The following is a 26,604-nucleotide window of genomic DNA, read 5'->3' as shown; positions in this document are numbered from 1 at the left end:
TTTTTCGTAAGTATTTATTATTGCATTACGCTACTTTACGCAGTCACAATATTTTACTACTTTTTATATTTTATTTTATTGCACAGATTGCATAAAACATTTAAATAGCTATCTAAAAGAAATGCCTCCAAACGCAAACGCAGCTTGAAGGCATTTCTACGAATATTTATTTTTATTTAGTATCTAGCAATAATTTTGCTTTAATACTATTTGCGCAATTAATCTTCCTCAAATGGATCAAAATCGCGACGCACGCGGCGACGAGGACGCTCTGCGCGCTCTTCACGAGCCGAACGATACTCGTCATAGTGATCGTCATCAGCTGCATAACGCGGCTTTCTATCAGATACGCGACGATTTTCTGAATCTCGACGATTTGAGCGATCTTCACGGTCGTCACGATCTGCACGATCTTCACGGTCGTCACGATTTTCGTAACGATCGTCACGATCATCGCGCACGCGGCGACGAGGACGTTCATCAAAATCGTTATCGCTGTAACGGTTATCGCGATCCGCACGATCTGCACGACGGTCGTCTCGACGAGTGTTGCGGTCATCATAACGGTTATCGCGATCCATGTATCGGTCATTTCGATCCATGCGATCTCGATCGTCACGGTCATCGCGCATGCGGCGACGAGGACGCTCATCGCGATCTGCACGATCCGCACGGTCATGATTATCGCGATCGTCACGGCGAGAACGACGGTAATCGCCACGAGAGTCACGAGAATCGCGATCGTCGCGAGAACTGCGGGAACGATTTTCACGCGCTGCTGGAGCAGAAGATTCTTGATCTTCAAAACCTGGAATAGCCAAAGAAATTTTGCCACGCTCATCTACGCTTTGTACGATAACTTCAACATTATCGCCTTCCTTCAGCACATCTTCAACAGTGTCAATGCGCTCACCATTTGCTAAATTGCGAATCTGTGAAATGTGAAGCAAACCGTCAGTTCCAGGAGTCAAATTCACAAAAGCTCCAAAGCTTGTGGTCTTAACAACCTTGCCTGTGAAAGTTTCACCAGCTTTTGGCACACGAGGATTTGCAATAGAATCGATGATTCCCTTAGCTTTCTCAGCAGCTTCTCCGCCTTCAGAAGAAATGTAAACAGTACCGTCATCTTCAATAGCGATTTCAGCACCAGTTTCTTCCTGAATTTGGTTAATCATCTTGCCCTTAGGCCCAATTACCTCACCAATCTTGTCTACAGGAATTGTGGTTGTAATAATGCGTGGAGCGAATGGACTCATCTCAGCTGGGCAATCAATGCATTCGTTAATAACTTCAAGAATCGTTGCACGAGCTTCATGTGCCTGCTGCAAAGCGGCAGCTAAAATATCAGCTGGAATACCATCAAGCTTCGTATCGAGCTGCAAAGCAGTGATGAATTCAGAAGTACCAGCAACCTTGAAGTCCATATCACCAAATGCATCTTCTGCACCGAGAATATCAGTCAAAGTCTTGAAGATATGCTTTCCATCAACATCACCAGAAACTAAGCCCATAGCAATACCAGCAACTGGAGCCTTCAAAGGCACGCCAGCAGCAAGCAAAGAAAGCGTAGAAGCACAAACGGAACCCATAGAAGTAGAACCGTTAGAACCAATAGCTTCAGACACCTGACGAATAGCGTATGGGAACTCTTCGCGACCTGGCAAAACTGGAACCAAAGCCTTCTCAGCTAAAGCACCGTGACCAATTTCACGACGCTTTGGAGAACCAACGCGACCAGTTTCACCAGTGGAGTATGGAGGCATTTCGTAATTGTGCATATAACGCTTAGTCTGTGGACCAGAAAGCGCATCAACCTGCTGCTCCATCTTAAGCATATTCAAAGTAGTCACACCCAAAATCTGAGTTTCACCACGCTGGAAAAGTGCAGAACCGTGTACGCGAGGCACAACATCAACTTCTGCAGAAAGCGTACGAATATCGCGCAAACCACGACCATCAATACGATAATCTTCAGTCAAAATACGACGACGAACAATTTGACGCTGCAATTCTTTAAACGCATTGCCGAGTTCCTTTTCCTTTTCGGCTTCGTCCATATCAGTGAATTCTTCAGCGATTGCAGCACGCACGCCTTCCTTAATTTCAGCGATGCGATCTTGACGAGGAAGCTTTTCAGCAATAGAAAGAGCTTCATTCAAATCAGCATGAGCAATCTCGTCAATACGAGCATAAAGTTCGTCAGTATATTCTGGGAAGAGTTGGAATTCCTTAGTTTCCTTAGCTGCAATACGCTTCAACTCATTTTGAGCATCGCAAATAACCTTAATAAATGGCTTTGCAGCTTCCAAACCTCCGGCTACGACTTGCTCATCTGGCTTGGTTTGACCATCATTGTAAATCAAATTCCAAGCATTCTTACCAGCACCAGCCTCAATCATTGCAATAGCAACATCGCCGTTTTCAATCACACGACCAGCCACAACAATCTCAAATACTGCACGCTCGCGCTCACTCCAACGTGGGAAAGCAACCCACTGGCCATCAATCAAAGCCAAACGAACGCCAGAAACTGGGCCCTCAAATGGCAAACCAGAAATCATAGTAGATGCAGACGCCGCATTCAAAGCAATAACATCGTAAGCATCATCTGGATTAATTGCCAAAATTGTTTCAACAACTTGCACTTCGTTACGTAAAGTGTGTGGGAACAACGGACGCAACGGGCGATCAATAATACGGCATGCCAACGTTGCTTCGTTAGAAGGACGACCTTCACGGCGGAAGAACGAACCTGGAATCTTTCCAGCAGCATACATTTTTTCTTCCACATCAACAGTTAATGGGAAGAAGTCGTAATTTTCCTTCGGACTAGATCCTGCAGTCGTCGTCGACAAAATCATGGAATCGTCATCCAAATATGCGGCAACAGCACCATCTGCTTGCTGAGCAAGTCGACCAGTTTCAAAGCGTAGCGTACGCTTACCAAATGAACCATTATCAATAACGGCTTCTACAGCCTTAATTTCGGGACCCTCCACGGGTTCCTCCTTTTCTTAACTTACCTAATCAACCAACATGCGTAATAACATTGACGACTTCGCATTATTACTTATATGCGAATATTTGCACTCTTTGCAACACTTGCGTTACGTCAATATTTCGTAGTGTTTTTTGTTTCGGTTACTTCAATCATCCGTATTCAGTTATACATCAATCTTTAATTATTTTTTGAATTATTCGTTAATTCTTTTTAGTTATAAATTTTAAATATTGTTCACAACACTTACCCCAAATCTGTGAATATGTGAACAATTTTTATGCGTACACGTACCTGCGTACAGCACAAAGAATACAAAAGCCCGAGCTAAGCCCGGGCTACAAGACTATCGACGCAAGCCAAGTCGTTCAATCAAAGAACGATAACGGTTGATGTCAACACGCTTCAAGTAATCGAGAAGACGACGACGATCACCAACCATGAGCAACAAGCCACGACGAGAATGATGATCGTGCTTGTGCTCCTTCAAGTGCTCAGTAAGGTCAGCAATGCGCTTGCTAAGCAAAGCGACCTGCACTTCTGGGGAACCCGTGTCACCCTCGTGCGTCGCGTATTCGTTGATAATATTCTTCTTATCTTCAGCCGTTAATGCCACGGCGTCCTCCTTAATATCACTGCGCGGTGCCACAACCTTCTGCTGTAGCGCTCTCAATCCGCGGGCGTTACACGCCAAGTCTCTATCATACAACCACTTGCAAACAACTTATTTTCGCAAAATCCAAATATTACATTGCGGTCATAAAGCCACCAAATAACACAACTAGAATTGCCAAAACCTCAATTGCATAAAACATTATGAACGACGCCCAACTACGCGTAAGAACATTCAAAGCCGAGGTTTTAGGAACAATGACAAGCAAACCAACAAAAATGACAGCAAATACAGCTACTCCAATACCTGCAGAAATAATGCCAAGATTTGCCGCATTCGCTAAACCTGAAGCATGACCATAGACCACATACGTCGAATACCAGAAGCTCATGTTTAGCATGCATAATCCGGCAATAAGTTGTTCTAAAGCCAGAAAAACAGCAAACATTATCCGCCAAATCCAACGATGAGTGTCAATCAACGCCATAGCAAGACTTGTAAAAGCAGACACTGTGATTACCCACGAAATAAAAACAACACCTTGCGAAGATAATCCAGAGCAATGCGAAATAACCCACGAAGTATGACGAGCTGCCATAGTGCGACCAATCCAATACGGAATAACAATAGCGACAAGCAGAACGCCAAAATAAATCCACCAATTCTTTGGATTAGAATGCTTACGAGAAAAATCAGCAATCGACAAGTCTGTTTCCGGCAAACCAATGTTTACATATTCGTCAGGAATGTTGCTTTTCGAATCATCATTCTTTTTTAAAACTTCATTAGCATTGATTACACGAGCAGAACGTTTCCTAGGCTTTAGCGGAGCAAAACTTTGTGGATATTCACCATCATGCTCATCATTTAACTTCATACGTTACTTCTCCTGCCAATCTTTAATTGCCAAGCAATTTCTCAAGTTTTAACCATGCAACATTACATTACTAACTATTATTGTATGTTATAACGCAATTAACTGATAGCGTGTGCACAAAAAGTGTCAACCGTTTATGGCGACTGCTAGGCTCAAAATAACAGTTGTTTCGCTTGATTTTTAATTAACAAGCGTCACTAAATACGCAAAATTTATGACAGGACATTATGGGATTTATTCATTTTATTGTTAACCTACTCAAGGATCCACGCTCAGCTATTGCAAGTTGGATTGCAATGGGCACAGCTCCAGCATTAGGCCTTATTTTTCTCATTGTTTTTATTGAAACAGGCGTAGTATTCTTCCCATTCCTTCCAGGAGATTCACTTCTTTTCGCAGCAGGGTTTTTTGCAGCTCCTGACGCTCAAACAGGTCATAGCGCGCTTCCACTTCCACTATTACTTGCCGTAGTGTGGCTAGCCCCAATTATTGGCGATCAGTGCAATTACTTTATTGGTCATTTCTTCGGACGAAAGATTGTAGAATCCGGGAAAGTAAAAGCGCTCACTCCAGAACGAGTTGCAAAAACCGAAAAAATGATTGATAAATGGGGTCCGCTGGCAGTATTCTTGGGTAGATTCTTCCCATTCATACGCACTTTTATGCCGTTCATCTCCGGAATTTCTGGAATGCGTTGGATACGCTTCACACCATTTTCTGTACTAGGCGGTCTCGTTTGGTCGTCGCTTTTCACATTTCTTGGATATTTCTTCGGCAAGATTGATTTCGTACAGAAGAATTTTGAATTAGTAATTGTTGCAATTTTGCTTATCTCGCTTGTGCCAACTTTTATTGGTTTATACAAAGCGCACAAAGCAAAGAAAGCAGCAAAACTTAATAAAGAAAACAAATAAACTAGTATTTTAACTTACGACACTCAAGCACGCTGCACTACAAGAAATGTTGTTTTTATACAAGCTTTGTAGTACAGTGTGCAGAGTTGTCGTAAGATGATTTGTCTTAGACATTGGGGCTATAGCTCAGTTGGTAGAGCGCTTCGTTCGCATCGAAGAGGTCGTGGTTTCGATTACCATTAGCTCCACTGAGCCCACTGCATTCATTCCACCGCAGTGGGCTTTTTATTTTTCTCGCACAATGCCTGTCAAATCTAGCAAAACTAATTAGAATAGTTTACTGATTGCTAATTTTCTTTTTAAAAATAATGCTAATTCCTAATGCAGCACAAAGAATTGCTATAATTCCAGTGCCAATATAAGCCACAATTTCTATATAATTTACCGATTTTCGCTTAAAGGAATCAGCATTTTCAAAAGATTTTTCCGATTTTTTCACTTGCGAACGAGCTATCCAATCATCGTTATCGGAGCTATTGTCGGAATCATCATCTAAACCATCATCAGAACTATCAGCATCTTTACTCTCGCTATTTTTAGATTTTTTATCTGCTTCAGATTTTTTTACAAGCTTATTTGCAATAGAAACAATTTTTACATTTTTATATTGCAAAGTTGTTATATTTCCCGCATAATCTGCAGCTTTTACTAATACGTCGTGAGTAAAACCGTCTGGTTTTAGTTTTATAGATAAAACTGATTTATTCACATCTTTACCGCTCCAAATACGATTTGTTTTACCATCAACATCGATTGTTACATATTGCAATGCTATGTTATCTTTTGCACTAATACGTAAAATTTTTCCTTCTTTATTAGTGCGATAAGTAGAATTATTTTGCATATCAAACACTGTTGTGATTGGAGCAAGATTATCTACTGTAAATTGCATGGAAGCTGGTGCAAATTGCAACATTCCTTCCTTTTTGCTAACTGCACTTTCGCTACAAGAATGATTGCCTGCCTTGTCTACTGACATAATGCGCACACGATAATGAGCGTTATCGGCAAAATTCCGTTTAAAAATAGTGTAAGTCAATCGTTGCCAGCCACGATCTGTGCGACTGTTTACAGAAAAATCCTGTTTTGATAAAATCTTCTCTACACCGTCTTGTATAACACTAATTTTTGCAGGACTTGCCAGTCCGCTAGGATTGAGTTCTTCAATATGAATATCTTTAGCATTTTGCAATTGTTTACGATTCATTGCTTTAGTGGAACTATCTATACTAAATGAGGAACCGCTTCTATTTATAGAAAATTGCAACTTACCAGAAATAACATGATCTACTAAATCTTTAGCACTCCACTGAAGCTGATATACGTCATCGTCTTGAATTCCATTATAAAAACCTGCGTATTGCACACTTACGCTTTGCGAATCAGCTTTTCTAGACACAAAAGAACGCAATTCCTTAGCATATCGCATTCTTCTCAGCGAATACGTTACGCTTGCAGGTTTTAGCCAACGATCTTTTATAACTAATGTTGGAACTACAGCATGAGAATACGCTCCGCCTTGTTGCACTCCAGTAATAGAAACAGTTGGCGAAAGCGTATCAATAATGAATTTATTACTGATAGAAGAACTCGCATTACCCGATAAATCTTCAACACAATAGCGAACATCCCAAGAAGCATCCCCCGAAAAAGAAACATCAGCATACCACACGTTTGTATGCACACCATCGTTTTTAAAGCTTTTAGCTGTAAGTACCATAACCTGTTTACCATCAGCAAAAACTTTCGCAATAGGAGAAGAATCGTGAAGCAAATACGATAAAACGAACAAATCGTCCTGTATCAATATTCTTGAAGCTCGATTATTACGAAAATATTTGCCTTCATACGATGCGTTGTTGTCATAGCTAACACTCAAGCGAGGAGCAGTTTTATCAATAACAATATATCGTGAACGCTTGCTATAAGAGTTATCTTTTGTTAAATCTGAAGCATTCAAAACTGAATCAGGAATACTTAATATTGGCTTACGAGAGCGCAATTTGTTGCCAGAAAGTTTACTTTCATTAGAAATATAGTTAGTTTGCTTTGAAACATGAGAATTAGAGTCAACTCCTCCCCATATGCGTTTAGGATGCATTGTTACAGCAGCAAGTCTTATAGAGATATCTTGCAAATCGTATATTCCTTCTTTTTGCAATTCAACTCTTACTATTCCTAATACTCGAGGTCGGATCTTATAACGAATATTAACTAGCGACGACACCGCCTCAATCTTAGCTAAATCAGCTTTGGCACTCACTATTTGATATCTTCCAACGCTAACAGTAGCTTTATGCGCGTTCCTGATTTCCGAAGCGTCCAATCCATCAAAAGTTATAAGTAGCGAAGCAGCGCGTTTAGTAAACATGTACTCGCCTTGAGTGCGAACAGTTTTCTGTTTTGTCATAACAGAAACATTTGCTATATGCAATCCTTTGGCTGCGTTATAGCTGCTTTTTGCATACGCAATAGAATTAAGTGGCAATAATGCAACAACTATAGCAGCACTAATAAATACAATAATCCCAATATAAACGCCAATGCGAGCGCAGCCGCATTTAAATCGCTTGAAAAACCACAGATCCCCCAAATTTCTTTGTTTACACATTTATTCCCCCCTTTTTATTATTTCTTTTATTTCTTTTGCAAAAAAGCTAGATTAATTTCGTCTTGAACTTTTTTGACGCTATCAATTGCGTTTTTCTTTCTACTTACAGCCTCATCATTTGACACATGCGCTTGTTTAAGAAGATATTCTGCCTTGTCGCACATTCGCTGGATCTCTTGTTTACTGGCTCCGCTTTCTAGGAACATCGGCAACCACGAATGAATTGACTGCAAAACTAGTTCTCCAGTATCCACGAATAAGACGTCTCCGTGATCTTTCTCAACAATTTGCATTAACTGCTGTAATTGATTCACATAATTTTTATATGTTTCTACGCTTGCACAATCTTTAGAAACATCAACAAGTTGCACATAAGCGTCAGAAATAGCGATGTACGCGCTTAACATTTTTTGATTTGAAACAGTATGCGATATGTCATCAGAATTAGTTTCTACATCTTGCGAAGACGCTTCATTTGCATCCTTTTCATATTTTTGAGCCTCTTGGAACCATACTTTTGCTACTCGCATACGAGATAATCGTTCTGTTTGCGAAACTTTTCCAGAAAATCCTGCAAAATAGTACCAATACGCTTTGCCTATTTCTATAGAAATATTCAACCAATCTTTATTTACAGGACGCAAGTTTTGCTCGTATTTATTAATCAAACCAACAAAACATTGCTCTTCGTTGGCACTCCATTGCTGATCTGCAAGTTGAATTTGCAATAAAATTTGGAGAGGTTTAAATGATATTTTGCTTATATATTTCTTCTTGATCATACTATTTTGCACTTGCATTGCATGAGAAATATAGCGACACGCAATATCCGAATTGCTTTCACGCTCAGCTAATTGCATGTAAGAATCGTAGCTTTTATTATTTTTGCGTATTACCTCAATTCTTTTACTACTTGGCTCACCATCAAAAGATTGCTTATTTCGATTTACAAAAGCATTCCCAACAAATAAACCTAAGCAGTTGAATAAAATTACTATAAAAACTAGTACTACAACAATTAATGCCGTAATTGCATAGCGCTTTTTTCTAGGCTTAGAACTATTTTTGCATTGTTTGCGTCGCAATACATTCGTAGAAGTGTCGCATTGTTGTGAATGTTTTTCTGTATGCTCACACGCTTCCAGTGCAGAAAACATTTCGTCGCAATCTTTATATCTATGAGATGGTTTAATAGCTGTAGCTATTGCGAGCACAGACACTAATTGTTCTACTACTTCACGATTCTCATGAGGCAATAGTACAGCAGATTGCACGTTTGTTTTAGGCACTTCAGTTGGCAATAATGCGTAACGCAATGTCATTCCAATCGAATACACATCGCTTGAAGTAGTTGCTGCAGAGTTTTCGTTCAAAATTTCAGGAGCGGTAAAAATATTAGTAGCAAATCGCGCGTCGCACTGGTCTATTGTGCGTAAATCAAGCACTCCCCCGTTTGCGTATAATTGCGTTGCAGCACCAAAATCAATCAAACGGACTGTGCCATCTTCTGAAATCATAACCTGAGAAGGCTTAAGATCACCGTATATAATTGGCGGATAATGCGAATGTAAATAAGAAAGTATTGAGCAAAGTTGCATACCTAAATCAAGAACAGTTTCAACATTTTGCAATCCAGATTCTTCTACAATAGATTTTAAAGAACGTCCCTTTACATAATCGCGAACAGCATAAGCTCTACCATTTTCTTCAAAAAAATCAACAATTCGCGGAATAGCTGGATGATCGCATTCCTTTAAAACATTCGCTTCAGCGCGTAAGGATTGAATAATATGCTGTTGATATTCTTCGTCTCCTTGCAGAAACGTTTCTTTAACAGCCCATTGCTTGTGCAAAACGGTGTCAACAGCAAGAAAGACTGTTGAAGTGCCACCACGCCCCAGCTCACCAAGCAGCTGATAGCGTCCGCCTACACAAACCATCGTTACGCCTCCGCAATATTGAAAACTCCAATTACTCATCAAATATTTCAGTTAATTTTTTGAGTAATTGAATTACAGTTGCGACTACTGTACCGATAAATTTATGCGTAAAAAAGCTTTTTCTGGCATTGTGGATAAAAGCTTATAAGCCTACAAAACTCACGTTTTGTAGAAGAAATAGAAGAATATATCAGTCGATATTAGCACCCAAAGCTAAAAGTTTGCCTCTAAAATCTGCATATCCTCGATCAATTAGCGAAATTCCGCGCACATTCGACGGACCTTGAGCAGTAAGAGCTGCAATCAAATGGCTAAAGCCTCCGCGCAAATCAGGTACGTCAATATCTTGACCTGTCAACGGAGTAGGCCCGAAAATAACTGCAGAATGCTTGTAATTGCGCTGCTGGAACCTACAAGGAAGCGAACCTAAGCATTCACGATAAAGCTGAATCATAGCTCCCATTTGCACAAGTGGCTTTGTGAAGCCAAAACGATTTTCATAAACAGTTTCATGCACAATACTCAAACCCTTCGCTTGAGTAAGCGCAACGACAAGAGGCTGCTGCCAATCAGTCATAAAACCAGGATGTACATCGGTTTCAATAGCAACCGGATGCAAATCCCCACCCGGATGCCAAAAACGAATTCCTTTATCTGTAACATCAAACTGTCCGCCAACTTTACGGAACACATTTAAGAAAGTCATCATTTCTGGCTGAGTTGCGCCCTTAATAAACACATCTCCGTGTGTTGCAAGAGCAGCAGAAGCCCAAGAAGCTGCTTCGATGCGATCAGTTAATGACGTATGAGTGTATCCTTGAAGCTCTTTTACTCCCTCAATACGGAAAGTACGGTCAACATCTACAGAAATAATCGCACCCATCTTTTGCAAAACGGCTACCAAATCCATGATTTCTGGCTCAATTGCAGCTCCGGAAAGCTCTGTACGACCTTCTGCAAGAACCGCTGCAAGCAAAGTCTGTTCGGTTGCGCCGACAGAAGGATAAGGCAAATGAATTTTAGTGCCATGTAAGCCATTAGGTGCAGTAATATGAATACCATCCTCGTGATCTTTATCTACATTTGCACCAAGTTTACGCAACGTCTCAAGATGAAAATCAATTGGACGGCCGCCAATATTGCATCCTCCAAGCGCAGGAATAAACGCTTCTCCAAGACGATGAAGAAGAGGACCAGAGAAAAGAATTGGAATACGAGACGAACCAGAAAGAGTGTCGACGTCAGCTACATCTGCGAGCTGCACTTTTGTGGCATCAATTGTTACAATGCCTTCAGGTCCATTAACTTCAACGTCAACACCATGCAAACGCAACAAATCAGAAACTACATGAACATCGCGAATTTCAGGAACGTTTTTTAGAACAGACTTGCCAGGTGCCAACAAAGCTGCAACCATAGCCTTGCTAACAAAGTTTTTTGCGCCACGCACTTTAATAGTGCCATTAAGCGGCTTACCACCTTCTACATGCAACACATCTGCAGCGTCAATGCCACTATTGTTGTTCTGCTCAGCCGTATTGTGTGCGGACACATTTACCTCTTTCGTTCGCGCTAAAACACTATTCACTATAATACCGGCATATTTGCCAACGCGCTCATGCAATCTATTAAAACTGATTAAATTAGCGCGTAGATCGTTGACGCCATCGACGAATCAATCTAGTAAGTAATGATGGTTTACGTAATAAATCCACTTCTGGCAATTCATGCTCAGACTCAGCTGTAAGAGCATAAGTATAGGCTTTTTTGGAAGAAGGTTTGCCAACAAGATTCCCAAATTCAAGCATTTGCGTACGCGGTTCAAACGGGTGACGAATATCAAATTCAAGCAAGCGCACGCCTCTTTTAGCAGGTTCAGGACCGTAAGATCCAAAACCACATGTAGGAGTGGCAACAAATAGCATATTACTCTCGGGATCTTTAGCTGCGAAAGAATTGCGGTGATCGTGACCGGCAATTAGCGCAAAAGCTCCTGCATCAAGCAAAGCAGCGTATTCACCACTATCGACGTCAGGGCAGCTGATTCCTTCACCTAAATACCCATCGGGCAGAACATGTTTTTCGTCAAGAGCATAATAGCGACCAGCAAAAGTACGATACCCTTCAATAGCATGTTCGCGCGCAGCAAGTTCTTGCGGAACTTCACGAAGAACACGATAATATTGCGGCAATGGAAAATGCTGAAAAACACAAATATGCTCAGGCAAATAAGAAGAAAGACCAGAAATAAACTCGATAGTTTTTTTAGAAGGGCTACCATATCCGCCGGATTTAGCATAATCTCCAGAATCAACTAAAACTATTGAAAAAACAACCTTTTCATGCTTTTCATCCATAACAGGCAAGGCAAAAGTACCAGGCTCACATGTAAAAATAATCTGCTTTGGCAACACACATTTTGTCGATTGCATAGCACTTGCAGAAGATACATTAGAAGCACTGCGATTCATGCAACATGGAAAATCTTGATATATCTTATCAAGCTCTTCATTACTCAGACCGCACTGGAAATCATGATTCCCATAAGTAACAACCCACGGAATACTGCGATCTTCTAGTGGCTTCATTAACTTAGCAACAAATTCGTGCACCTTATCAACCAATTGCTTCTTATCAGAAGCTGAAATATTGGAAGATTCCTGCCAGAGTCTACGCTGAAAAGTTTTTGCAAATACTCTTTCATAACCTGCAATCTGGTTTCCAGTAAAAACTACAAGATCTGGTCGCACAGCATCGCAAGCAGAAGCAATAAGTCGAATAGTATCTTGTGAAATACGTAACCCATCTTGAACATCTGCACACTGAAGCACCCGGAATTTACCAGAAAGATGGAACTGCAAACGTCCTAAACGAGCCGAAATAGATAAAGGAAGTGCCGCAGATGCATGAGCTTCAGATTGTGCAGAATCAGTCATACTTTAAGCATACGGCAGATATGCCGCGACTCACTCAATTTTGTGCGCAAGTTTACATAAATTATTTACATTCAAAAATACTAAATTAAGCAAATACTGATAATAAATAACCTAAAAGCGATAAAAACGTGCAATTTCAGTAAAATAGTTACAAATTCACAGACAATTCACAGGTAATCGCATTACTGCACTCAGCATAAGGTGGTTATTATATATACATCAAAGGGAAATAAACTACAAGCAAGTAGTTGAATTTGACTTTAATAACTTAAACCTCTCTTCTTCTCTTCTTTCTCTAACCCCGGTCACGCACCGGGGTTTTTGATTTTAAGGCTACATAAGAAGCGTGCGGCAAGCGTGGTAAACGGGAGTAAACGGCAAAAACTGAGCATGTATGTAAAGAAACTGCCGCTTTCACGCCAACAAGCGGCAGAAACTTTACAGCCGTGTACAGAAAAGGTCGCGCGCTGAGACAAATCGCAGTAATACAGATAGATAACAAAAAAGCTCTCGTTCTACGAGAGCTATTCGCTGGGGTACCTGGACTCGAACCAAGAATGGATGAACCAGAATCACCTGTGTTGCCAATTACACCATACCCCAATTGGCAAGCTTCGCGGCTCTTGGAACCGTTCCGTCTTCGTACCCCCGACCGGATTTGAACCGGTGTTGGCGCCGTGAGAGGGCGTAGTCCTAGACCGCTAGACGACGGGGGCTTTCATTTATCAGCTACGCCTCTTGACGCAACAAATAGCGACTTTACAACATAAAGCAAATACTTGCAACCGCGGCGTGTCGAAAATATATTAAGCATAAAACAAATAAAAAGGCGGAAATGCAGCAATAGTGCCACACTCCCGCCTTATTCAAATTTTATTTGCGCTTATAAATTATTTGTAATTTACAAATGCTCGCGCAAACCAGCCAAACGCGCCAAAGTCACGTCTTTGCCCACGATTTCCATGGACTCAAACAGTGGAGGCGAAACGCGACGACCAGAAAGTGCAACTCGCACAGGGCCAAACGCCAAGCGCGGCTTGTAGCCAGCTTCCTCAACAAGCTTCTTGTTCAAAAGCTCGTGCAAGGAATCAGTATGCCAATCAGAAGCATCAACGTCCTTCAAGGCAGCGAGCGCAGCGTCAAGAACCTCTCCTGCAGATTCCTTCAACTGCTTACGAGCGTCGTCATCTGGAGCAATGTAGCCATCTTCACTTAACAGGCTGCCAACCATTCCAGCGACCTCGCCAAGCAAACGCACGCGAGGCTGTACAAGAGGCGCAGCAGCGGTGAGTACTTCACGCTCGCGGTCAGTTAACGCATCCCAATTATCCGCACTAACTACGCCATCCTTATGCAAGTAAGGCACAGAACGGTTCAAGAAATCTTGCGGATCGAGCATACGAATATGCTCAGCGTTAATCGAAATTGCTTTATCCAAGTCAAAGTGTGCAGGATTTGCCTTAACGTCGCGCACATCGAACTTTTCAACCATCTCGTCCATAGTGAACACGTCACGATCAGGCGCAATAGACCATCCAAGCAAAGCCAAGTAATTCAGCAAGCCTTCTGGAATAAATCCGTTATCCCTATGCAAGAACAAGTTGGACTCTGGATCTCGCTTAGAAAGCTTCTTCTTACCTTCGCCCATAACGTAAGGCATATGGCCGTAAAGTGGAGTTTCCTTAGCAATACCCATTTCCATAAGGTAACGGTACAGCACAATCTGACGAGGTGTGGAGCTCAAAATATCCTCACCGCGCAAAACCACATTCACATCCATTAACGCATCATCAACAGGGTTCGTAAGCGTATAAAGTGGATCGCCATTCGGACGCACAATCACATAATCTGGAACAGATCCGGCTTTAAAAGTAATTTCACCACGAATTAAATCGTTAAAAGTAATGTCTTCATTTGGCATCTTCAAGCGAAGTGCAGGTTTGCGACCTTCGTCGCGGAAAGCTTGCTTCTGTTCTTCCGTAAGATTACGATCGTAGCCATCGTAACCAAATTCAGCAGGACGGCCAGCAGCAATATTACGCTCCTTAATTTCTTCAGGAGTAGAGAAGGATTCATAAGCGTATCCTGCTTCAAAAAGCTTTTGTGCTACGTCTTTATAAATTTCCATGCGCTGGGACTGGCGATACGGTCCGTTATCTCCGCCAACATCAATGCCCTCGTCCCAATCAATATTGAGCCAACGAAGAGCCTCAATAATCTGCTGGTAGCTTTCCTCACTATCGCGCTCATTATCGGTATCTTCAATACGGAAAAGCAATTTGCCGTGAGTATGGCGAGCCTCCGCCCAGTTAAATAGCGCGGTACGAACCATACCTACGTGAGGTGTACCGGTTGGCGAAGGGCAAAAACGCACGCGAACATTCTTTGGAAGTTCAGGCTTTGCGGATTTTGTTGCATTATTAGCAACTTCTTGAGTTTCCTCGATATCAGTCATAGGTTCCATTGTGCCGCGCGTTACGGACGTGCAGCATTCGCATCAAACATAAGTCAACCTAAAAACTAATCAAGTGCCTGCGTAGATTCTTTATTACCCTCAACGTGCGCAAACTTCGCAGCAAGAGCCTCGCGGGACTTTCTATCATCCTCTTCTTTTGCGAGCTTCTTCGCAACTTCAGGATCCCACAGCACGTCTTCACGATGCTTTCCCCACTCTGAAATAAGCAGCGGCGAAATAAAATTGACCAACGCACTTATATCGCCACTTATATCACAATTACACTTATCGCTAGAATTGCGCACACAATCAACAATCTCACGCCATTGAGCATCCTTGAACATCATTCGCGGCAAACCAGCACACTCACATATTTCGTTAATATATAAGAAGATTGGTAAAGTTTCGCAAATCTCGTTAGTTTTTTTAATTAGATTTGTTAATAAGCTTAAAACTACAATAATTTTTTGCATTTCCAATGATTTATTTTCATAACAAGAAACCATTTGTTTCGCATAATTAATTGCAAAGTCAATATCGCTAATACTCCAATTACCTTCAACATTTAACGTATCGGCTGCTGCATTTATTGCATTAGAATCTTCGGCAGAATGAGATGCAATCTTACTAAAAATGGAATTTATATTATTACTATTTTCTAGTATTGCTTCTTCTGCTTCATCATAGTTAGGCTCATAGCATGAATCCATATTGTCGTAAGCATCGGCGGCAGCAAGTAGCGCGTCTACTATTTCTTGCGGACGTCCAGGAATTTCATCCGCACCTTCATACACAAATTCAGCATCCGGCACAGTAACATCAAGATTCGTGAGTATTCGTGCTATTGCTCGCATTGAGCGCACCTCAAGATTTTCCGCATATTTTGCGTCGTTATCTAAGTGTCGCGCTTCCGTCAATGGCCATAATTCCGTTAGTTTTGCGGCAGATTGCGCTGCATCATTCAGCATTAGCATACTTTTTTCATTATTTTTAATATCTTCAGAATCTTTGACAGAATCAACAGAACTAACCATTTCAATGCTCCTTCGCATTATATGTTACTTACTTCACTCGCCCAGCAGGATCAACATACGTAATTGAAAGCACACGCAAAGTCTCGCAATCGTAAGTAATAGAAGTAATCGAAGCTAAAGCCGTGTGACGAAGAAGCATATTATGTTCAGCGTGGCCGGTTTCCAGTAGGTGTCTATAAGACCAGATTGGCGACTCATGAGTAACTGCAACGATTTGCTCACCCGGATGCTTACGAACCTGCTCGCGCACAAAATCGCCAACTCTAGTGGCAATACTTCTGTAGCTTTCTCCCCAACTTGGCTTCCACAAATTCGCAACAAGCTTCCAATTGTTGTTTTTCCACAGTGCGCCTTCACCGTAACCTATGCGTTTCCCGCGGAAATTATTTCCAGCTTCAATTAAGCGTTTATCTAAAATAATGTCGCTTTCTTGAGATTGCGCAGAATCTTCGTCACAGTGCGCTTTTACATAGGCAGAATCTGCAATATTGCGCAAAGCATTTTCGATTTCACGCGCTGTTTCACGTGTTCGCTCAAGAGGAGACGAATAAATTGCAGTAATTCCGCGCATTTGCGGAACAGTGGCAATATATTTTGCTGTAGCTTGCGCCATTCTCACTCCGCGAGCAGAAAGATGAAATCCAGAAAGACGCTCATACAACACGTGATTTGGATTATCAACTTCTCCATGACGCACAAAATGAATTGTCGTAGCTGGCATTGCGTTCTACTTTCTGTTTAAAAGATTAAATCAATTACTTGCGATTTTTTGTATGATTAAGCGACCACATTCCCAAACGGTGAGCAAAACTCGTATCTTCTTGCGCAACATACCCAGGCTGTTGAGATTTAGTATCATCGAGCAGCCACTTTCGTATAACAAAATTCCACACAGCAACAACAACAGTAGCTACAAGTTTTCCTATATTTGTGCGCAAAACGTATACTGCAGATCCGCGTAGGCTTTCAACCATTCCTAACGTACTAGCCCAAATAATCAAATCGTTTATAAGCAAACCTATAACTGCGGAAATAACAAAAATCAGAAGCTCCATCCACTTTGCCATATCTTCACGATGTTTAAAGACGTATTTCATACTGGCAATATAGTTGAAGATAAGTGAGATTACGAAAGAAATCGTACCCGCAACCACATTATTTAAGTGCGCAAGCATTAATAAATTGAGTAACGCAACGTCAATAATAAGGGCAATAATGCCAACAATTCCAAACTTTACAACCTGTTCAATAAGCTTTTTCATAATATCCATTAAACACGCGGCTGCTAACAAATAACATATAATTGTTACGTAATAAAGCTTACCAAATTTAGCAAAGGAGCGATTATGCCAGTTATTCATACTCATGTTTCTGTAAGCACAACACCTGCCCAGCGCGACGCATTAAAAGCTGCTTATGGCAAAGCAATTAGCGCAGTTCCAGGAAAAAGCGAGCATTGGCTCATGTGCCCATTCGAGGACAATATGCCGATTTATTTTGCAGGAGACAATACTAAGCCTGCAGCTTACGTTGAGGTGAACGTGTTTGGTTCCAGCGTGCCAGGGTCTGCTTGGGAAAAGTTAACTGAGCAGATTATGGCAGCTTTAGAGCGAGAGCTTGGGATTCCACAGGATCGCACTTATATTCGTTACACTGCAACTACTGACTGGGGTTGGAACGGCGGCAACTTCTAGGCGCAAGTCGCAAGCCTCAATTAGCAAGTCGCATAAAATCGCCATATCTTGTTACGTAAAATACGCATCAAAATATGGCGATTATTATGACGTCTACGCGACGCTACAAAACTTTAGGATTGCTCACTAAAATTAGGTTCGTCAACAGTAGATTTAGCGGATACAGCGAAGTCAGCAGGCTCGTTAAACTCAGCATCGCTTGAAGAATAATAATCGTCGCTAGCAACACTGCCTTCAAGATCTGGACCAGCAGCTAGACGAGCCACCTCTTCCATGTCCTTGTTTTCAAATAAAACCATGCGGACATAACCAACAACAAATCCAACAACAGCAGGGCAAACCCACGCCATGCCAAATTCTGAGAACGGTAGCCAGTTTTGAACAACCACCAACATATCGTTCATATGCAATGCACTGCGTAAAGCTTGTGGCAAACTATTCAAAAAATCATATACCGCTGCAACACCAGTAAAACCAAGCGTCCAAGCGTACACGACTTTGGAATTTCCAAAAAGTCGACCGCACAAAGCCAAAAGAATCAATACGATTGACAGTGGATACAAGAACATCAATACTGGAACTGCATATTCGATGATTGTGCTCAAACCAAAGTTTGCAAGGCCAAACGAAACAAGCGTAATCAACACAGACCAAACGCGATAGCTAGGACCCTTAGGGAATAACTTAGAGAAGGTTTCCGAGCAGCTTACAATTAAACCAACTGCCGTCTTTAAGCATGCAAGAGTAACAGTTGCAGCAAGAACAAGCAAACCAACGTTTCCAAGATGGTAGCGTGCAACTTGCGCCAAAGTTACGCCACCGTTTTCAGCAGGCTTAAACAGTGCACGGCTACGCACACCGACAACAACAATTGCGACGTAAATCAACGCCATAAGCAAGCAGCTAAAGAATCCAGATCGCACAGTATTCACTGCCACATCTTTAGGGTCTTTTACGCCAAAGGATCGAATAGTACTAACAACTATAATGCCAAAAGCCAAGCTAGCTAAAGCATCCATTGTATTGTAGCCATCTAAGAATCCTGTAAAGAATGATTCATTAACATACTTCCCTATAGGAGCAGCATCCGCAGAAGCGCCGCTTACAGGAGAAAACAGTGCAGTAAATACCAGAATACCTAAGAAAACCAGGAATATCGGCGTAAGAACTTTACCAACCCATGTAAGTATTCCGCTAGGCTTCATAGCAAAGAAGAATGCTAACGCGAAGAAAACCACAGAGAACAAGAACAAATACAATTGACCGTTTCCGTCTTGTGGAATAACGCGCTCCAAACCAACAGTGTACGAAGTTGTTGCGCAACGAGGAATTGCAAAGAATGGTCCGATTGTTAAATACAGCACACAAGTAAAGAACATGCCGTATTTTCTGCTCGGCTTACTAGAAAGTTCAAAAAGACCGTTTGCACGACTCATTGCAAGAGCCGTAACACCAAGCAATGGCAAACCAACGCCAGTAACAATAAAGCCAATTGTTGCAGGCACGAAATTAGTTCCTGCATTAGCTCCAAGGAACACAGGGAAAATCAGGTTTCCTGCGCCAAAGAACATACCAAACAACATGACCGCCACGTACGCGGACTCAATAATGGTCAAGTTCCTTTTTTTCGGGGCACTATCTGTGCTGACACTTTGTGTTGTGACGCTCATGCTTACACCTCCCATAAGGATAAATTTGTATTTACATACTATTCAGCTAAATCTCTTACTTTGTAATTTTGTGGATTTAAAGCAAAAATAATATTAGAGGGTATATTAATAAATTGCATGTACTTAATCGATAGAAACTTATAATTCGTGCGTGTCTCTAATAAAAAATAAAAAAGGACGCTGGCAAGCTACCAACGTCCTATGTAATCAAAAATGCTCTATAGCTTTGCTCTAAATCTTATATAAAATAAGCAAAATCACATCTTTTCTGGAGCAGAAACTCCAAGCAAATCAAGACCAGTTGCAATAACTGTGCGCACAGCAGCGTTAAGCTTTAAGCGAGCTGCAGCACGAGCTGGCTCTGGGCACTTTGCAATGCGCTGAGCTTCACGCTCGGCTTCTGGCAAACGATTTTCAGGGTCAGTTAACTCCATTGGTACAACACGCTCAAGGTTGTACCACTTGTGGTAACTTGCTGCCAAATCCTCAAGGTAATGCGCAACTCTGTGAGGAGCGCGCAAATCGCCAGCTTGAGCCAAAGCAGCAGGCCATTGAGCCAAAGCAGCCAACACTTCGCCGTCAGTCTCGGTATTAAGCAAGCTTAAATCAGCGCCATCTTGCGTAATTCCAGCGTCAGCCGCATTGCGAGCCACATTGCAGCTGCGTGCGTGAGCGTATTGCACGTAGTACACAGGATTATCGTTGCTGTGAGAAGCAAGCAAATCCAAATCAATATCAACGCTTGTGTTGTAGTCGGTGCGAGCAAGCGAGTAGCGCGAAGCGTCAACGCCAATTGCATCAACTAAATCGTCAATCGTAATAACGTTTCCAGCACGCTTGCTCATGCGCACAGGTTTTCCGTCCTTCATAACGTTTACAAGCTGACCAATAAGAATCTGCATGTTTTCGCCCGGCTTGTCGCCAAAAGCCGCGCACATTGCCATCATTCGGCCAATATATCCGTGATGATCCGCGCCGAGCATGTAGATTGCTACGTCTGCAGGATTCTGCTCGCGGTGACGCTTGTTGCGATAGTACGCAATATCAGCAGCAAAGTAAGCGTAGTTTCCGTCGGACTTAATAATTACGCGATCCTTGTCGTCGCCATGCTTAGTGGATTCAAACCAAGTTGCGCCGTCTTTTTCGAAAATATCTCCACGCTCACGCAAGTCTGCAATAGCGCGCTCAACTTCGCCATCCTCGTACAGGCTGTTTTCGTGGAACCACACGTCGAAACTAACACGAAAATCGCGCATAGACTTACGAATTTCCGCAAACATCATTGGAACTGCGCGCTTGCGGAACTCTTCGCGCTGCTCGGAATCGCCTTCGCCAAGAGGCAATCCTTCCTCGTCTTTTCCAAGATCAATTCGCGGCAATGAAAGAACATCAACGCCGTCCGCATTCGCTTCTTTTATAACAGAGTCCGCAATTTCGTTAATATACGCGCCTTTGTAGCCGTCTGCAGGCGTTTCTTCGCCATGAGCTGCAGCAACTAAAGACTTTGCAAAACGGTTGATTTGCTCACCGTGATCGTTGAAGTAGTATTCGCGCACAACTTTTGCGCCGTTCGCTTCCAAAACTCGAGCCATAGAATCGCCAACTGCAGCCCAGCGAGTTCCACCAATGTGGATTGGACCAGTTGGGTTTGCGGATACAAACTCAAGATTCAAAGTTTTGCCGCTCAAATGCGTATTCTTGCCAAAAGCCGCACCCTGCTTTAAGACTTCGTCTACGACCGCCGCCGCAGAAGCAGAATCAAGCGTTATGTTAATAAAACCAGGACCTGCCACTTCTACGCGCGCAATACCTTCCGCTTCTTGCAAACGCTCAGCAAAAAGTTCTGCTAAATCGCGAGGCTTCATACCAGCTTTTTTAGCGAGTTGCATAGCAACGTTCGTAGCCCAATCGCCGTGTGCACGATCTTTTGGTCGCATAACTGCAAGTTTTTCGGCAGCAGGAATCAAATCTTCTGTTAGATTGCCAGCTTTACCACTTGCTACTAAATCTTTAGCAATTTTTTCAATTAATTCACTTAAGCTTTCTGGATTCATGGTTTACAGTCTAGCGTTACCGCGCGATGCTTCGCGATTACAACCCATTGGATTGCATTATTCTGAGTGTAAGGTAATATATGTTTTACACGTTTTACATTGGAGATTAAAAATGGTCGCAACAATTACAGGATTAAGAGTACCCTCTAACGTTTTAGATCGTTATGATCAGCTCGCTAAAACCACTCACCGCACCCGTTCATTTTACATGAATCAAGCACTAGAAGCTCAAATTGATGAACTTGAACATGAATATGGTCTAATGGCAGATATTGAAGCATACAAACGTGGAGAATTAGAAACATCCCCACTCGACGACGTGGTGAAGCGCCTTGACTTGGAAAAGAAATAAGTGACGATGCTTAGTTATTAAATACACAAAAAGCGCTGGAGTCGAAGATTGACTTCCAGCGCTTTTGTTTTGCGATTAATTATTTTCGGTTACTTGCAACTACTTCTTTTTTGCAGGAGCTTCGCCGAGTTCGCTTTGAGCAACTGAAACGTTTACGTTAGCTGCATCAGATTCTGCAGAATCAGAAGCAGATTCAGATTCAGAAGCAGAAGAATCTCCAGCAACTGCAGCCTTAACAGCGTTAAGCTTTACTTCTCCAGTAACGCGACCAGCTTCAGCAACGTCATCCAAAGTCTCCTCAACAGCCTTGTAAGCGTTTTCTGCAACGTTCAAAGTTACTTGCAAAATAGGAGTCTTCATAGAAACTTTTGCTTCAGACTTAATCTTGCGCAAAGCAGCCAAAGCTTCACCCGCGTAAGCCAAAGTGTCTGCAGAAACTCCGTTTGCAGCAGCCTCATACGCCTTAGCGCATGGCCAGCTAGCACGATGCACGGATCCTTCGCCGTCATGCATCCAGCTCCACACTTCTTCAGTAGCGTAAGGCAAGTAAGGAGCAAGCAAGCGAGCCAAAGCATCGAGTGCAAGACCAAGAGTTGTGCGAGCAGACTTCACAGCAGCTTCACTTGGAGTGCGTCCAGTGGATTCTGCAGTACCGTAAGCACGATTCTTTGCAAGCTCAATGTAATCGTCACAGAACTCCCAGAAGAATGTTTCGATTGCTTCCAAAGCCTTAGAATGCTCGTAAGATTCAAGCGCATCAGTCGCAGTACGAATAACGGATGCAAGCTTTGCCATAACAGAGCGATCCAAAACTTCCGTAACATCTGCAAAATCCCAATCCGCGCTGGCAGACTCAAGAACCTGATGCTCATCATCTTCGCGACCAATTGCGAGCGCAAACTTCGTAGCATTCAAAAGCTTAATCGCTAAACGTCGACCAATCTTCATTTGACCTTCGTCGTAAGTTGCATCCAAGCCAAGTTTTGCAGAAGTTGCCCAGTAGCGCACAGCATCCGCACCAAACTCTTCGATTGGCTTATTTGGCACAACAACGTTGCCCTTAGATTTAGACATCTTCTTGTGGTCTGGGTCTAGAATCCAGCCAGAAAGCGCAGCATGCTTCCAAGGCAAGCAGCCGTTTTCAAGATGCGCGCGATCAACCGTACTAAACAGCCAAGTACGAATAATATCCTGGCCTTGTGGACGCAAATCCATTGGGAAAGTAGCCTTAAACAAAGCTTGATTTTCCTCACCTGGCTCTTCCCAACGAGTCACAATTTGTGGAGTTAAGGAAGATGTGGCCCAAGTGTCCATAATATCCTGCTCAGCAGTAAAGCCATTTGGCTGGTCGCGCTGAGATTCGTCGAATCCTTCTGGAACATCGATAGTTGGGTCGATTGGCAAACGATCTTCGCTAGGCGTCAAAGGATGCTCGTAGTCAACTTCCCCATTTTCATTTACTGGATACCATAATGGGAATGGCACGCCGAAGAAGCGCTGGCGAGAAATAAGCCAGTCACCGTTCAAGCCGTGAACCCAATTCTCATAGCGCACGCGCATAAAGTCTGGATGGAAGTTAAGTTCCTTACCGCGCTCAATAAGCTCAGCGTTCAACTTTTCGTCCGTACCGCCGTTCTTTAAATACCACTGGCGAGAAGTGACGATTTCCAAAGGCTTATCGCCCTTTTCGTAGAAGTTCGTCATACGCTTTGTTGGCTTTGGATCACCTTCCATATCTCCAGCTGCTTGCAAAGCTTCAACAACTTCCTTGCGAGCGGAGAACGTGGTTTTACCGGCAATTTTCTCGAACATTTCGCGGCCAGACTCATCCGTAATCCAATCAGGAGTGGTCATCACAATGCGGCCGTTTCGCTGAATGATTGGTCGAGTTGGGAGATTCAAGTCACGCCACCACTCAACGTCGGTTACATCACCGAAAGTGCAGCACATTGCAATGCCTGCACCCTTGTCCATTTGGGCAGCAGAATGCGCCAAAATTGGAACTTTCACCTTAAACAGTGGCGAATAAACTTCCTGACCAAAGTACTTCTTGTAACGCTCATCTTCTGGATTTGCAATCAAAGAAGTGCATGCAGCAAGCAATTCTGGGCGCGTAGTTTCAATATAAATTGGCGTGCCATCTTCAAAACGGAACGCGATCTTATGGTAGAAACCAGGATATTCGCGCGATTCAAGCTCTGCTTGTGCAACTGCAGTCTGGAAAGTCACATCCCACAAGCCAGGAGCATCCTTCTGATAAGCCTCTCCGCGAGCAAGATTGCGCAAGAACGCTTTTTGTGCAACTCGGCGAGGCTGCTCACCAATAGTGTGGTAAGTTTGCGACCAGTCCACAGAAAGACCAAGCCTACGCCACAAAGCTTCAAAAAGCTTCTCATCCTGAGAAGTTAAGCGTTCGCAAAGCTCAATAAAGTTCTGTCGGCTTACAGGAACCTGATCTTTTGCCTCAATCTTCTTACCTTCAGTACCTTCAAAAGGAGGCTTAAAATCAGGATCATATTTAAGCGAAGTGTCTACGCGCACGCCGTAATAGTTTTGCACTCGACGCTCTGTTGGCAAGCCGTTATCGTCCCAACCCATTGGGTAGAACACGTCAAAGCCTTGCATGCGCTTATATCGCGCAATGACATCCGTATGCGTGTAAGAGAATACGTGACCAACGTGCAAGTGGCCGCTAACTGTTGGAGGTGGAGTATCGATAGAATATACGACCTTACGGTCGCGAGAATTATGGAATGCGTAAGTCTTAGCTTCGTCCCAATTGCTACGCCACTTGTCTTCAAGACCATCAACACCAACCTTGTTAGGCAATGGTGTTAAATGTGCGTGTTTTACTGCGTTATTATCCTGTTCACTCATGAACTGAATATTAGAAACTCAGCGCGACAACGCAAATCTTACGCTTTTCTATTTCACCACTATGCTCTGCAATGGCAGAAGCTGATCCGTCATATTTTTCGTATAGCCGCTTACATTAGACTTTACAGCCATAATGCTCTTTCGAGCATATAACCAGTGAGCTGCAGCATTATTGCTTACTTCGCGCGCATATGCACGAGCATTTGCCTCATATTCGTTTGCATTCTTAGAATGAACCGCATCGGTCCAAGCTTGTTGAGCACGCGCGTCTTGCAAAACGAACGGAGAACCACTTTCTGCAAACATGCCTTCATCTAAAGTACGATTGCTTGTAGTAAGCGCAAGATCATACTTACCTTCACTAATACGTTTACGCATAGTTTGTTGATCAACTTCTTCAAGATTGACCTTAAAACCGCTCACGGAACTAATCTGTTTTGAAAGCTCGTGCCCAACTCCACCTTCGCCCTGTGGAACAAGAAAATTAATAGTTCCTAAATAGCTTGCGCTAAAGTAATGGAACAAGGGAGCAGCTTTGCTTGGATTATAAGGGTACAATCCATTTAAATCTTCATAACCAGTTGAAAGAGGATCAATAGGCCCTCCTACTGGAACACCACCATTGCCATCAGCTGCAAGTACAGTTTGCGCATTCAAAGCGTATCTCGCAGCTTTACGAGCCTGCTCATCGCAGAAAATCGACGAAACTGTTGTATTTATTGCAATAAATCGTACTCTTGTGCTCTGACCCTCTACCATTTGCGTATTAGCAACAGCAGCAAGACGCTTATTTTCGTTACCTTCAAGCGGAACTGCCATTTGAATATTGCCCTTTTCCATTGCCTCAGCTAGAGCAGTATCGCTATTGAAATATTGCAAAGTAATACTTGCACAAGAAGCAGGGGTTCCCCAATATTTATCGTTGCGAAGTAATACTAAAGAATTGCCTTTATTGTAGTCACTTACAGTGAAAGGACCTGTGCCAAGAGCAGCACTTGCATAGTCGATCATCGATTTTGTGTCATAGACAATGCCAACACGTCCAGCAAGACGACGTAGAAGTAAAGCATCTGGATTATTAAGTGTAATTACTAAAGTGTAATCATCCGGATTATTAACAGTTTTAATATTTGTAAGTGCGCTATAACCAGGATAATTATTTGTGATGCCTTGTTTCAAAGATTGTAATACGGAATTTGAAGTCATCTCACTACCGTTAGAGAAATGCACACCTTGACGCAAATTAAAACGATATGTTAAGCCGTCTTTCGAAATATCCCATGACTTCGCGAGACCTGGTTGCAAACTATTATCATCGCCACGTTTAACAAGAGTTTCGTAAACATTACCAATTAAAGCTTGCTGTAAAGCGTCACTGTCGTCGTTTCTAATATCAAGAGATTCAGGAGCAGTACGTAGACCAACTTTTAGCACTGAGTTACTAGCTGGATGCATTATTGCAGCAAAAGGCGAATGACCCTGGTACATTTGCCATCCACACCACAAAATGCCGCTCATTATTACAGACACAACCACAAACACAACCCATGGTATCCAGTCTGCACTAGTACGAGTATGA

The 26,604-nt window shown here is 42.6% G+C and carries 18 protein-coding genes and 3 tRNA genes; 4 read left to right on the top strand and 17 right to left on the bottom strand.

The window, feature by feature from the left end; all coding sequences use genetic code 11:
- Window positions 1–218 precede the first annotated feature (218 nt).
- The 3 genes from HXT57_RS00870 to HXT57_RS00860 all read right to left on the bottom strand — a co-directional run bounded on the left by HXT57_RS00870 (window position 219) and on the right by HXT57_RS00860 (window position 4,488).
- Window positions 219–2,999 (bottom strand): polyribonucleotide nucleotidyltransferase, encoded by a 2,781-nt coding sequence (locus tag HXT57_RS00870; protein WP_116431944.1) that lies wholly within the window; start codon window positions 2,997–2,999, stop codon window positions 219–221.
- Window positions 3,000–3,344: 345 nt separating this feature from the next.
- The gene (gene rpsO, locus HXT57_RS00865) at window positions 3,345–3,614 is read right to left on the bottom strand and encodes a 30S ribosomal protein S15 (RefSeq protein ID WP_004109774.1); all 270 of its coding nucleotides are present in this window, start codon (window positions 3,612–3,614) and stop codon (window positions 3,345–3,347) included.
- 130 nt (window positions 3,615–3,744) lie between these two features.
- Window positions 3,745–4,488, bottom strand: coding sequence for a teichoic acid transporter (locus HXT57_RS00860; protein ID WP_119504599.1), 744 nt, complete (start codon window positions 4,486–4,488; stop codon window positions 3,745–3,747).
- A gap of 227 nt (window positions 4,489–4,715) precedes the next feature.
- On the opposite strand from HXT57_RS00860, the gene HXT57_RS00855 reads away from it, so the two are divergent.
- A complete protein-coding gene (locus tag HXT57_RS00855; protein WP_004109778.1) occupies window positions 4,716–5,402 on the top strand; it encodes a DedA family protein in 687 nt (228 codons plus the stop codon).
- Window positions 5,403–5,517: 115 nt separating this feature from the next.
- Window positions 5,518–5,590: transfer RNA gene (locus HXT57_RS00850), tRNA-Ala, on the top strand.
- Between the two features lie 89 nt (window positions 5,591–5,679).
- On the opposite strand, the gene HXT57_RS00845 is transcribed toward HXT57_RS00850, so the two are convergent.
- The 10 genes from HXT57_RS00845 to HXT57_RS00800 all read right to left on the bottom strand — a co-directional run bounded on the left by HXT57_RS00845 (window position 5,680) and on the right by HXT57_RS00800 (window position 17,640).
- On the bottom strand, window positions 5,680–8,013 hold the full coding sequence (locus tag HXT57_RS00845; RefSeq protein ID WP_421783593.1) for a hypothetical protein: 2,334 nt from the start codon (window positions 8,011–8,013) through the stop codon (window positions 5,680–5,682).
- A 26-nt stretch (window positions 8,014–8,039) separates the two neighbouring features.
- Complete coding sequence (locus HXT57_RS00840; protein ID WP_421783591.1) at window positions 8,040–9,953, bottom strand: serine/threonine protein kinase; 1,914 nt, start codon at window positions 9,951–9,953, stop codon at window positions 8,040–8,042.
- 190 nt (window positions 9,954–10,143) lie between these two features.
- Window positions 10,144–11,505, bottom strand: coding sequence for a UDP-N-acetylglucosamine 1-carboxyvinyltransferase (gene murA, locus HXT57_RS00835; protein ID WP_004109784.1), 1,362 nt, complete (start codon window positions 11,503–11,505; stop codon window positions 10,144–10,146).
- 91 nt (window positions 11,506–11,596) lie between these two features.
- Window positions 11,597–12,889, bottom strand: coding sequence for a metallophosphoesterase (locus HXT57_RS00830; protein WP_410310238.1), 1,293 nt, complete (start codon window positions 12,887–12,889; stop codon window positions 11,597–11,599).
- Between the two features lie 531 nt (window positions 12,890–13,420).
- Window positions 13,421–13,492: transfer RNA gene (locus HXT57_RS00825), tRNA-Gln, on the bottom strand.
- A gap of 40 nt (window positions 13,493–13,532) precedes the next feature.
- A tRNA-Glu gene (locus HXT57_RS00820) sits at window positions 13,533–13,605 on the bottom strand.
- Between the two features lie 185 nt (window positions 13,606–13,790).
- Window positions 13,791–15,353, bottom strand: coding sequence for a glutamate--tRNA ligase (gene gltX / locus HXT57_RS00815; protein WP_102155476.1), 1,563 nt, complete (start codon window positions 15,351–15,353; stop codon window positions 13,791–13,793).
- A gap of 56 nt (window positions 15,354–15,409) precedes the next feature.
- Window positions 15,410–16,378: a hypothetical protein gene (locus tag HXT57_RS00810; RefSeq protein WP_102155478.1), complete on the bottom strand. Its 969-nt coding sequence runs from the start codon at window positions 16,376–16,378 to the stop codon at window positions 15,410–15,412.
- A 28-nt stretch (window positions 16,379–16,406) separates the two neighbouring features.
- Window positions 16,407–17,099: a histidine phosphatase family protein gene (locus tag HXT57_RS00805; RefSeq protein ID WP_004109791.1), complete on the bottom strand. Its 693-nt coding sequence runs from the start codon at window positions 17,097–17,099 to the stop codon at window positions 16,407–16,409.
- A gap of 34 nt (window positions 17,100–17,133) precedes the next feature.
- Complete coding sequence (locus tag HXT57_RS00800; RefSeq protein ID WP_033888629.1) at window positions 17,134–17,640, bottom strand: GtrA family protein; 507 nt, start codon at window positions 17,638–17,640, stop codon at window positions 17,134–17,136.
- Between the two features lie 84 nt (window positions 17,641–17,724).
- Between HXT57_RS00800 and HXT57_RS00795 the strand changes: the two genes are divergently transcribed.
- Window positions 17,725–18,072: a phenylpyruvate tautomerase MIF-related protein gene (locus tag HXT57_RS00795; RefSeq protein WP_004574134.1), complete on the top strand. Its 348-nt coding sequence runs from the start codon at window positions 17,725–17,727 to the stop codon at window positions 18,070–18,072.
- A gap of 113 nt (window positions 18,073–18,185) precedes the next feature.
- On the opposite strand, the gene brnQ is transcribed toward HXT57_RS00795, so the two are convergent.
- Together brnQ and argS are read right to left on the bottom strand one after the other, a co-directional pair.
- A complete protein-coding gene (gene brnQ, locus HXT57_RS00790; RefSeq protein ID WP_100066718.1) occupies window positions 18,186–19,742 on the bottom strand; it encodes a branched-chain amino acid transport system II carrier protein in 1,557 nt (518 codons plus the stop codon).
- Window positions 19,743–19,999: 257 nt separating this feature from the next.
- Window positions 20,000–21,796 carry an arginine--tRNA ligase gene (gene argS / locus HXT57_RS00785; RefSeq protein ID WP_012913790.1) on the bottom strand — a complete coding sequence of 599 codons (1,797 nt, stop codon included), beginning with the start codon at window positions 21,794–21,796 and terminating at the stop codon, window positions 20,000–20,002.
- Window positions 21,797–21,908: 112 nt separating this feature from the next.
- Here argS and relB point away from each other — a divergent pair, with 112 nt between their 5' ends.
- Window positions 21,909–22,148 carry a type II toxin-antitoxin system RelB family antitoxin gene (relB, locus tag HXT57_RS00780; RefSeq protein ID WP_119504603.1) on the top strand — a complete coding sequence of 80 codons (240 nt, stop codon included), beginning with the start codon at window positions 21,909–21,911 and terminating at the stop codon, window positions 22,146–22,148.
- A gap of 99 nt (window positions 22,149–22,247) precedes the next feature.
- On the opposite strand, the gene valS is transcribed toward relB, so the two are convergent.
- Window positions 22,248–25,025, bottom strand: coding sequence for a valine--tRNA ligase (valS, locus tag HXT57_RS00775; RefSeq protein ID WP_410310953.1), 2,778 nt, complete (start codon window positions 25,023–25,025; stop codon window positions 22,248–22,250).
- Between the two features lie 48 nt (window positions 25,026–25,073).
- Complete coding sequence (locus HXT57_RS00770) at window positions 25,074–26,561, bottom strand: ABC transporter substrate-binding protein (RefSeq protein ID WP_415707474.1); 1,488 nt, start codon at window positions 26,559–26,561, stop codon at window positions 25,074–25,076.
- Window positions 26,562–26,604 lie beyond the last annotated feature (43 nt).

Origin of the sequence: Gardnerella sp. KA00771, assembly GCF_049244045.1 — a bacterium.
GTDB lineage: Bacteria > Actinomycetota > Actinomycetes > Actinomycetales > Bifidobacteriaceae > Bifidobacterium > Bifidobacterium swidsinskii.
This window is presented reverse-complemented; position numbering and strand designations above follow the sequence as displayed.

Bases quoted from the DNA above. Each gene is read 5' to 3' on its own strand.
- brnQ (WP_100066718.1), bottom strand. From the start codon at position 19,742: ATGAGCGTCACAACACAAAGTGTCAGCACAGATAGTGCCCCGAAAAAA.
- argS (WP_012913790.1), bottom strand. From the start codon at position 21,796: ATGAATCCAGAAAGCTTAAGTGAATTAATTGAAAAAATTGCTAAAGAT.
- HXT57_RS00860 (WP_119504599.1), bottom strand. From the start codon at position 4,488: ATGAAGTTAAATGATGAGCATGATGGTGAATATCCACAAAGTTTTGCT.
- HXT57_RS00795 (WP_004574134.1), top strand. From the start codon at position 17,725: ATGCCAGTTATTCATACTCATGTTTCTGTAAGCACAACACCTGCCCAG.
- gltX (WP_102155476.1), bottom strand. From the start codon at position 15,353: ATGGAACCTATGACTGATATCGAGGAAACTCAAGAAGTTGCTAATAAT.
- relB (WP_119504603.1), top strand. From the start codon at position 21,909: ATGGTCGCAACAATTACAGGATTAAGAGTACCCTCTAACGTTTTAGAT.
- HXT57_RS00830 (WP_410310238.1), bottom strand. From the start codon at position 12,889: ATGACTGATTCTGCACAATCTGAAGCTCATGCATCTGCGGCACTTCCT.
- HXT57_RS00810 (WP_102155478.1), bottom strand. From the start codon at position 16,378: ATGGTTAGTTCTGTTGATTCTGTCAAAGATTCTGAAGATATTAAAAAT.
- valS (WP_410310953.1), bottom strand. From the start codon at position 25,025: ATGAGTGAACAGGATAATAACGCAGTAAAACACGCACATTTAACACCA.
- HXT57_RS00840 (WP_421783591.1), bottom strand. From the start codon at position 9,953: ATGGTTTGTGTAGGCGGACGCTATCAGCTGCTTGGTGAGCTGGGGCGT.
- HXT57_RS00845 (WP_421783593.1), bottom strand. From the start codon at position 8,013: ATGTGTAAACAAAGAAATTTGGGGGATCTGTGGTTTTTCAAGCGATTT.
- HXT57_RS00800 (WP_033888629.1), bottom strand. From the start codon at position 17,640: ATGAAAAAGCTTATTGAACAGGTTGTAAAGTTTGGAATTGTTGGCATT.
- HXT57_RS00855 (WP_004109778.1), top strand. From the start codon at position 4,716: ATGGGATTTATTCATTTTATTGTTAACCTACTCAAGGATCCACGCTCA.
- HXT57_RS00805 (WP_004109791.1), bottom strand. From the start codon at position 17,099: ATGCCAGCTACGACAATTCATTTTGTGCGTCATGGAGAAGTTGATAAT.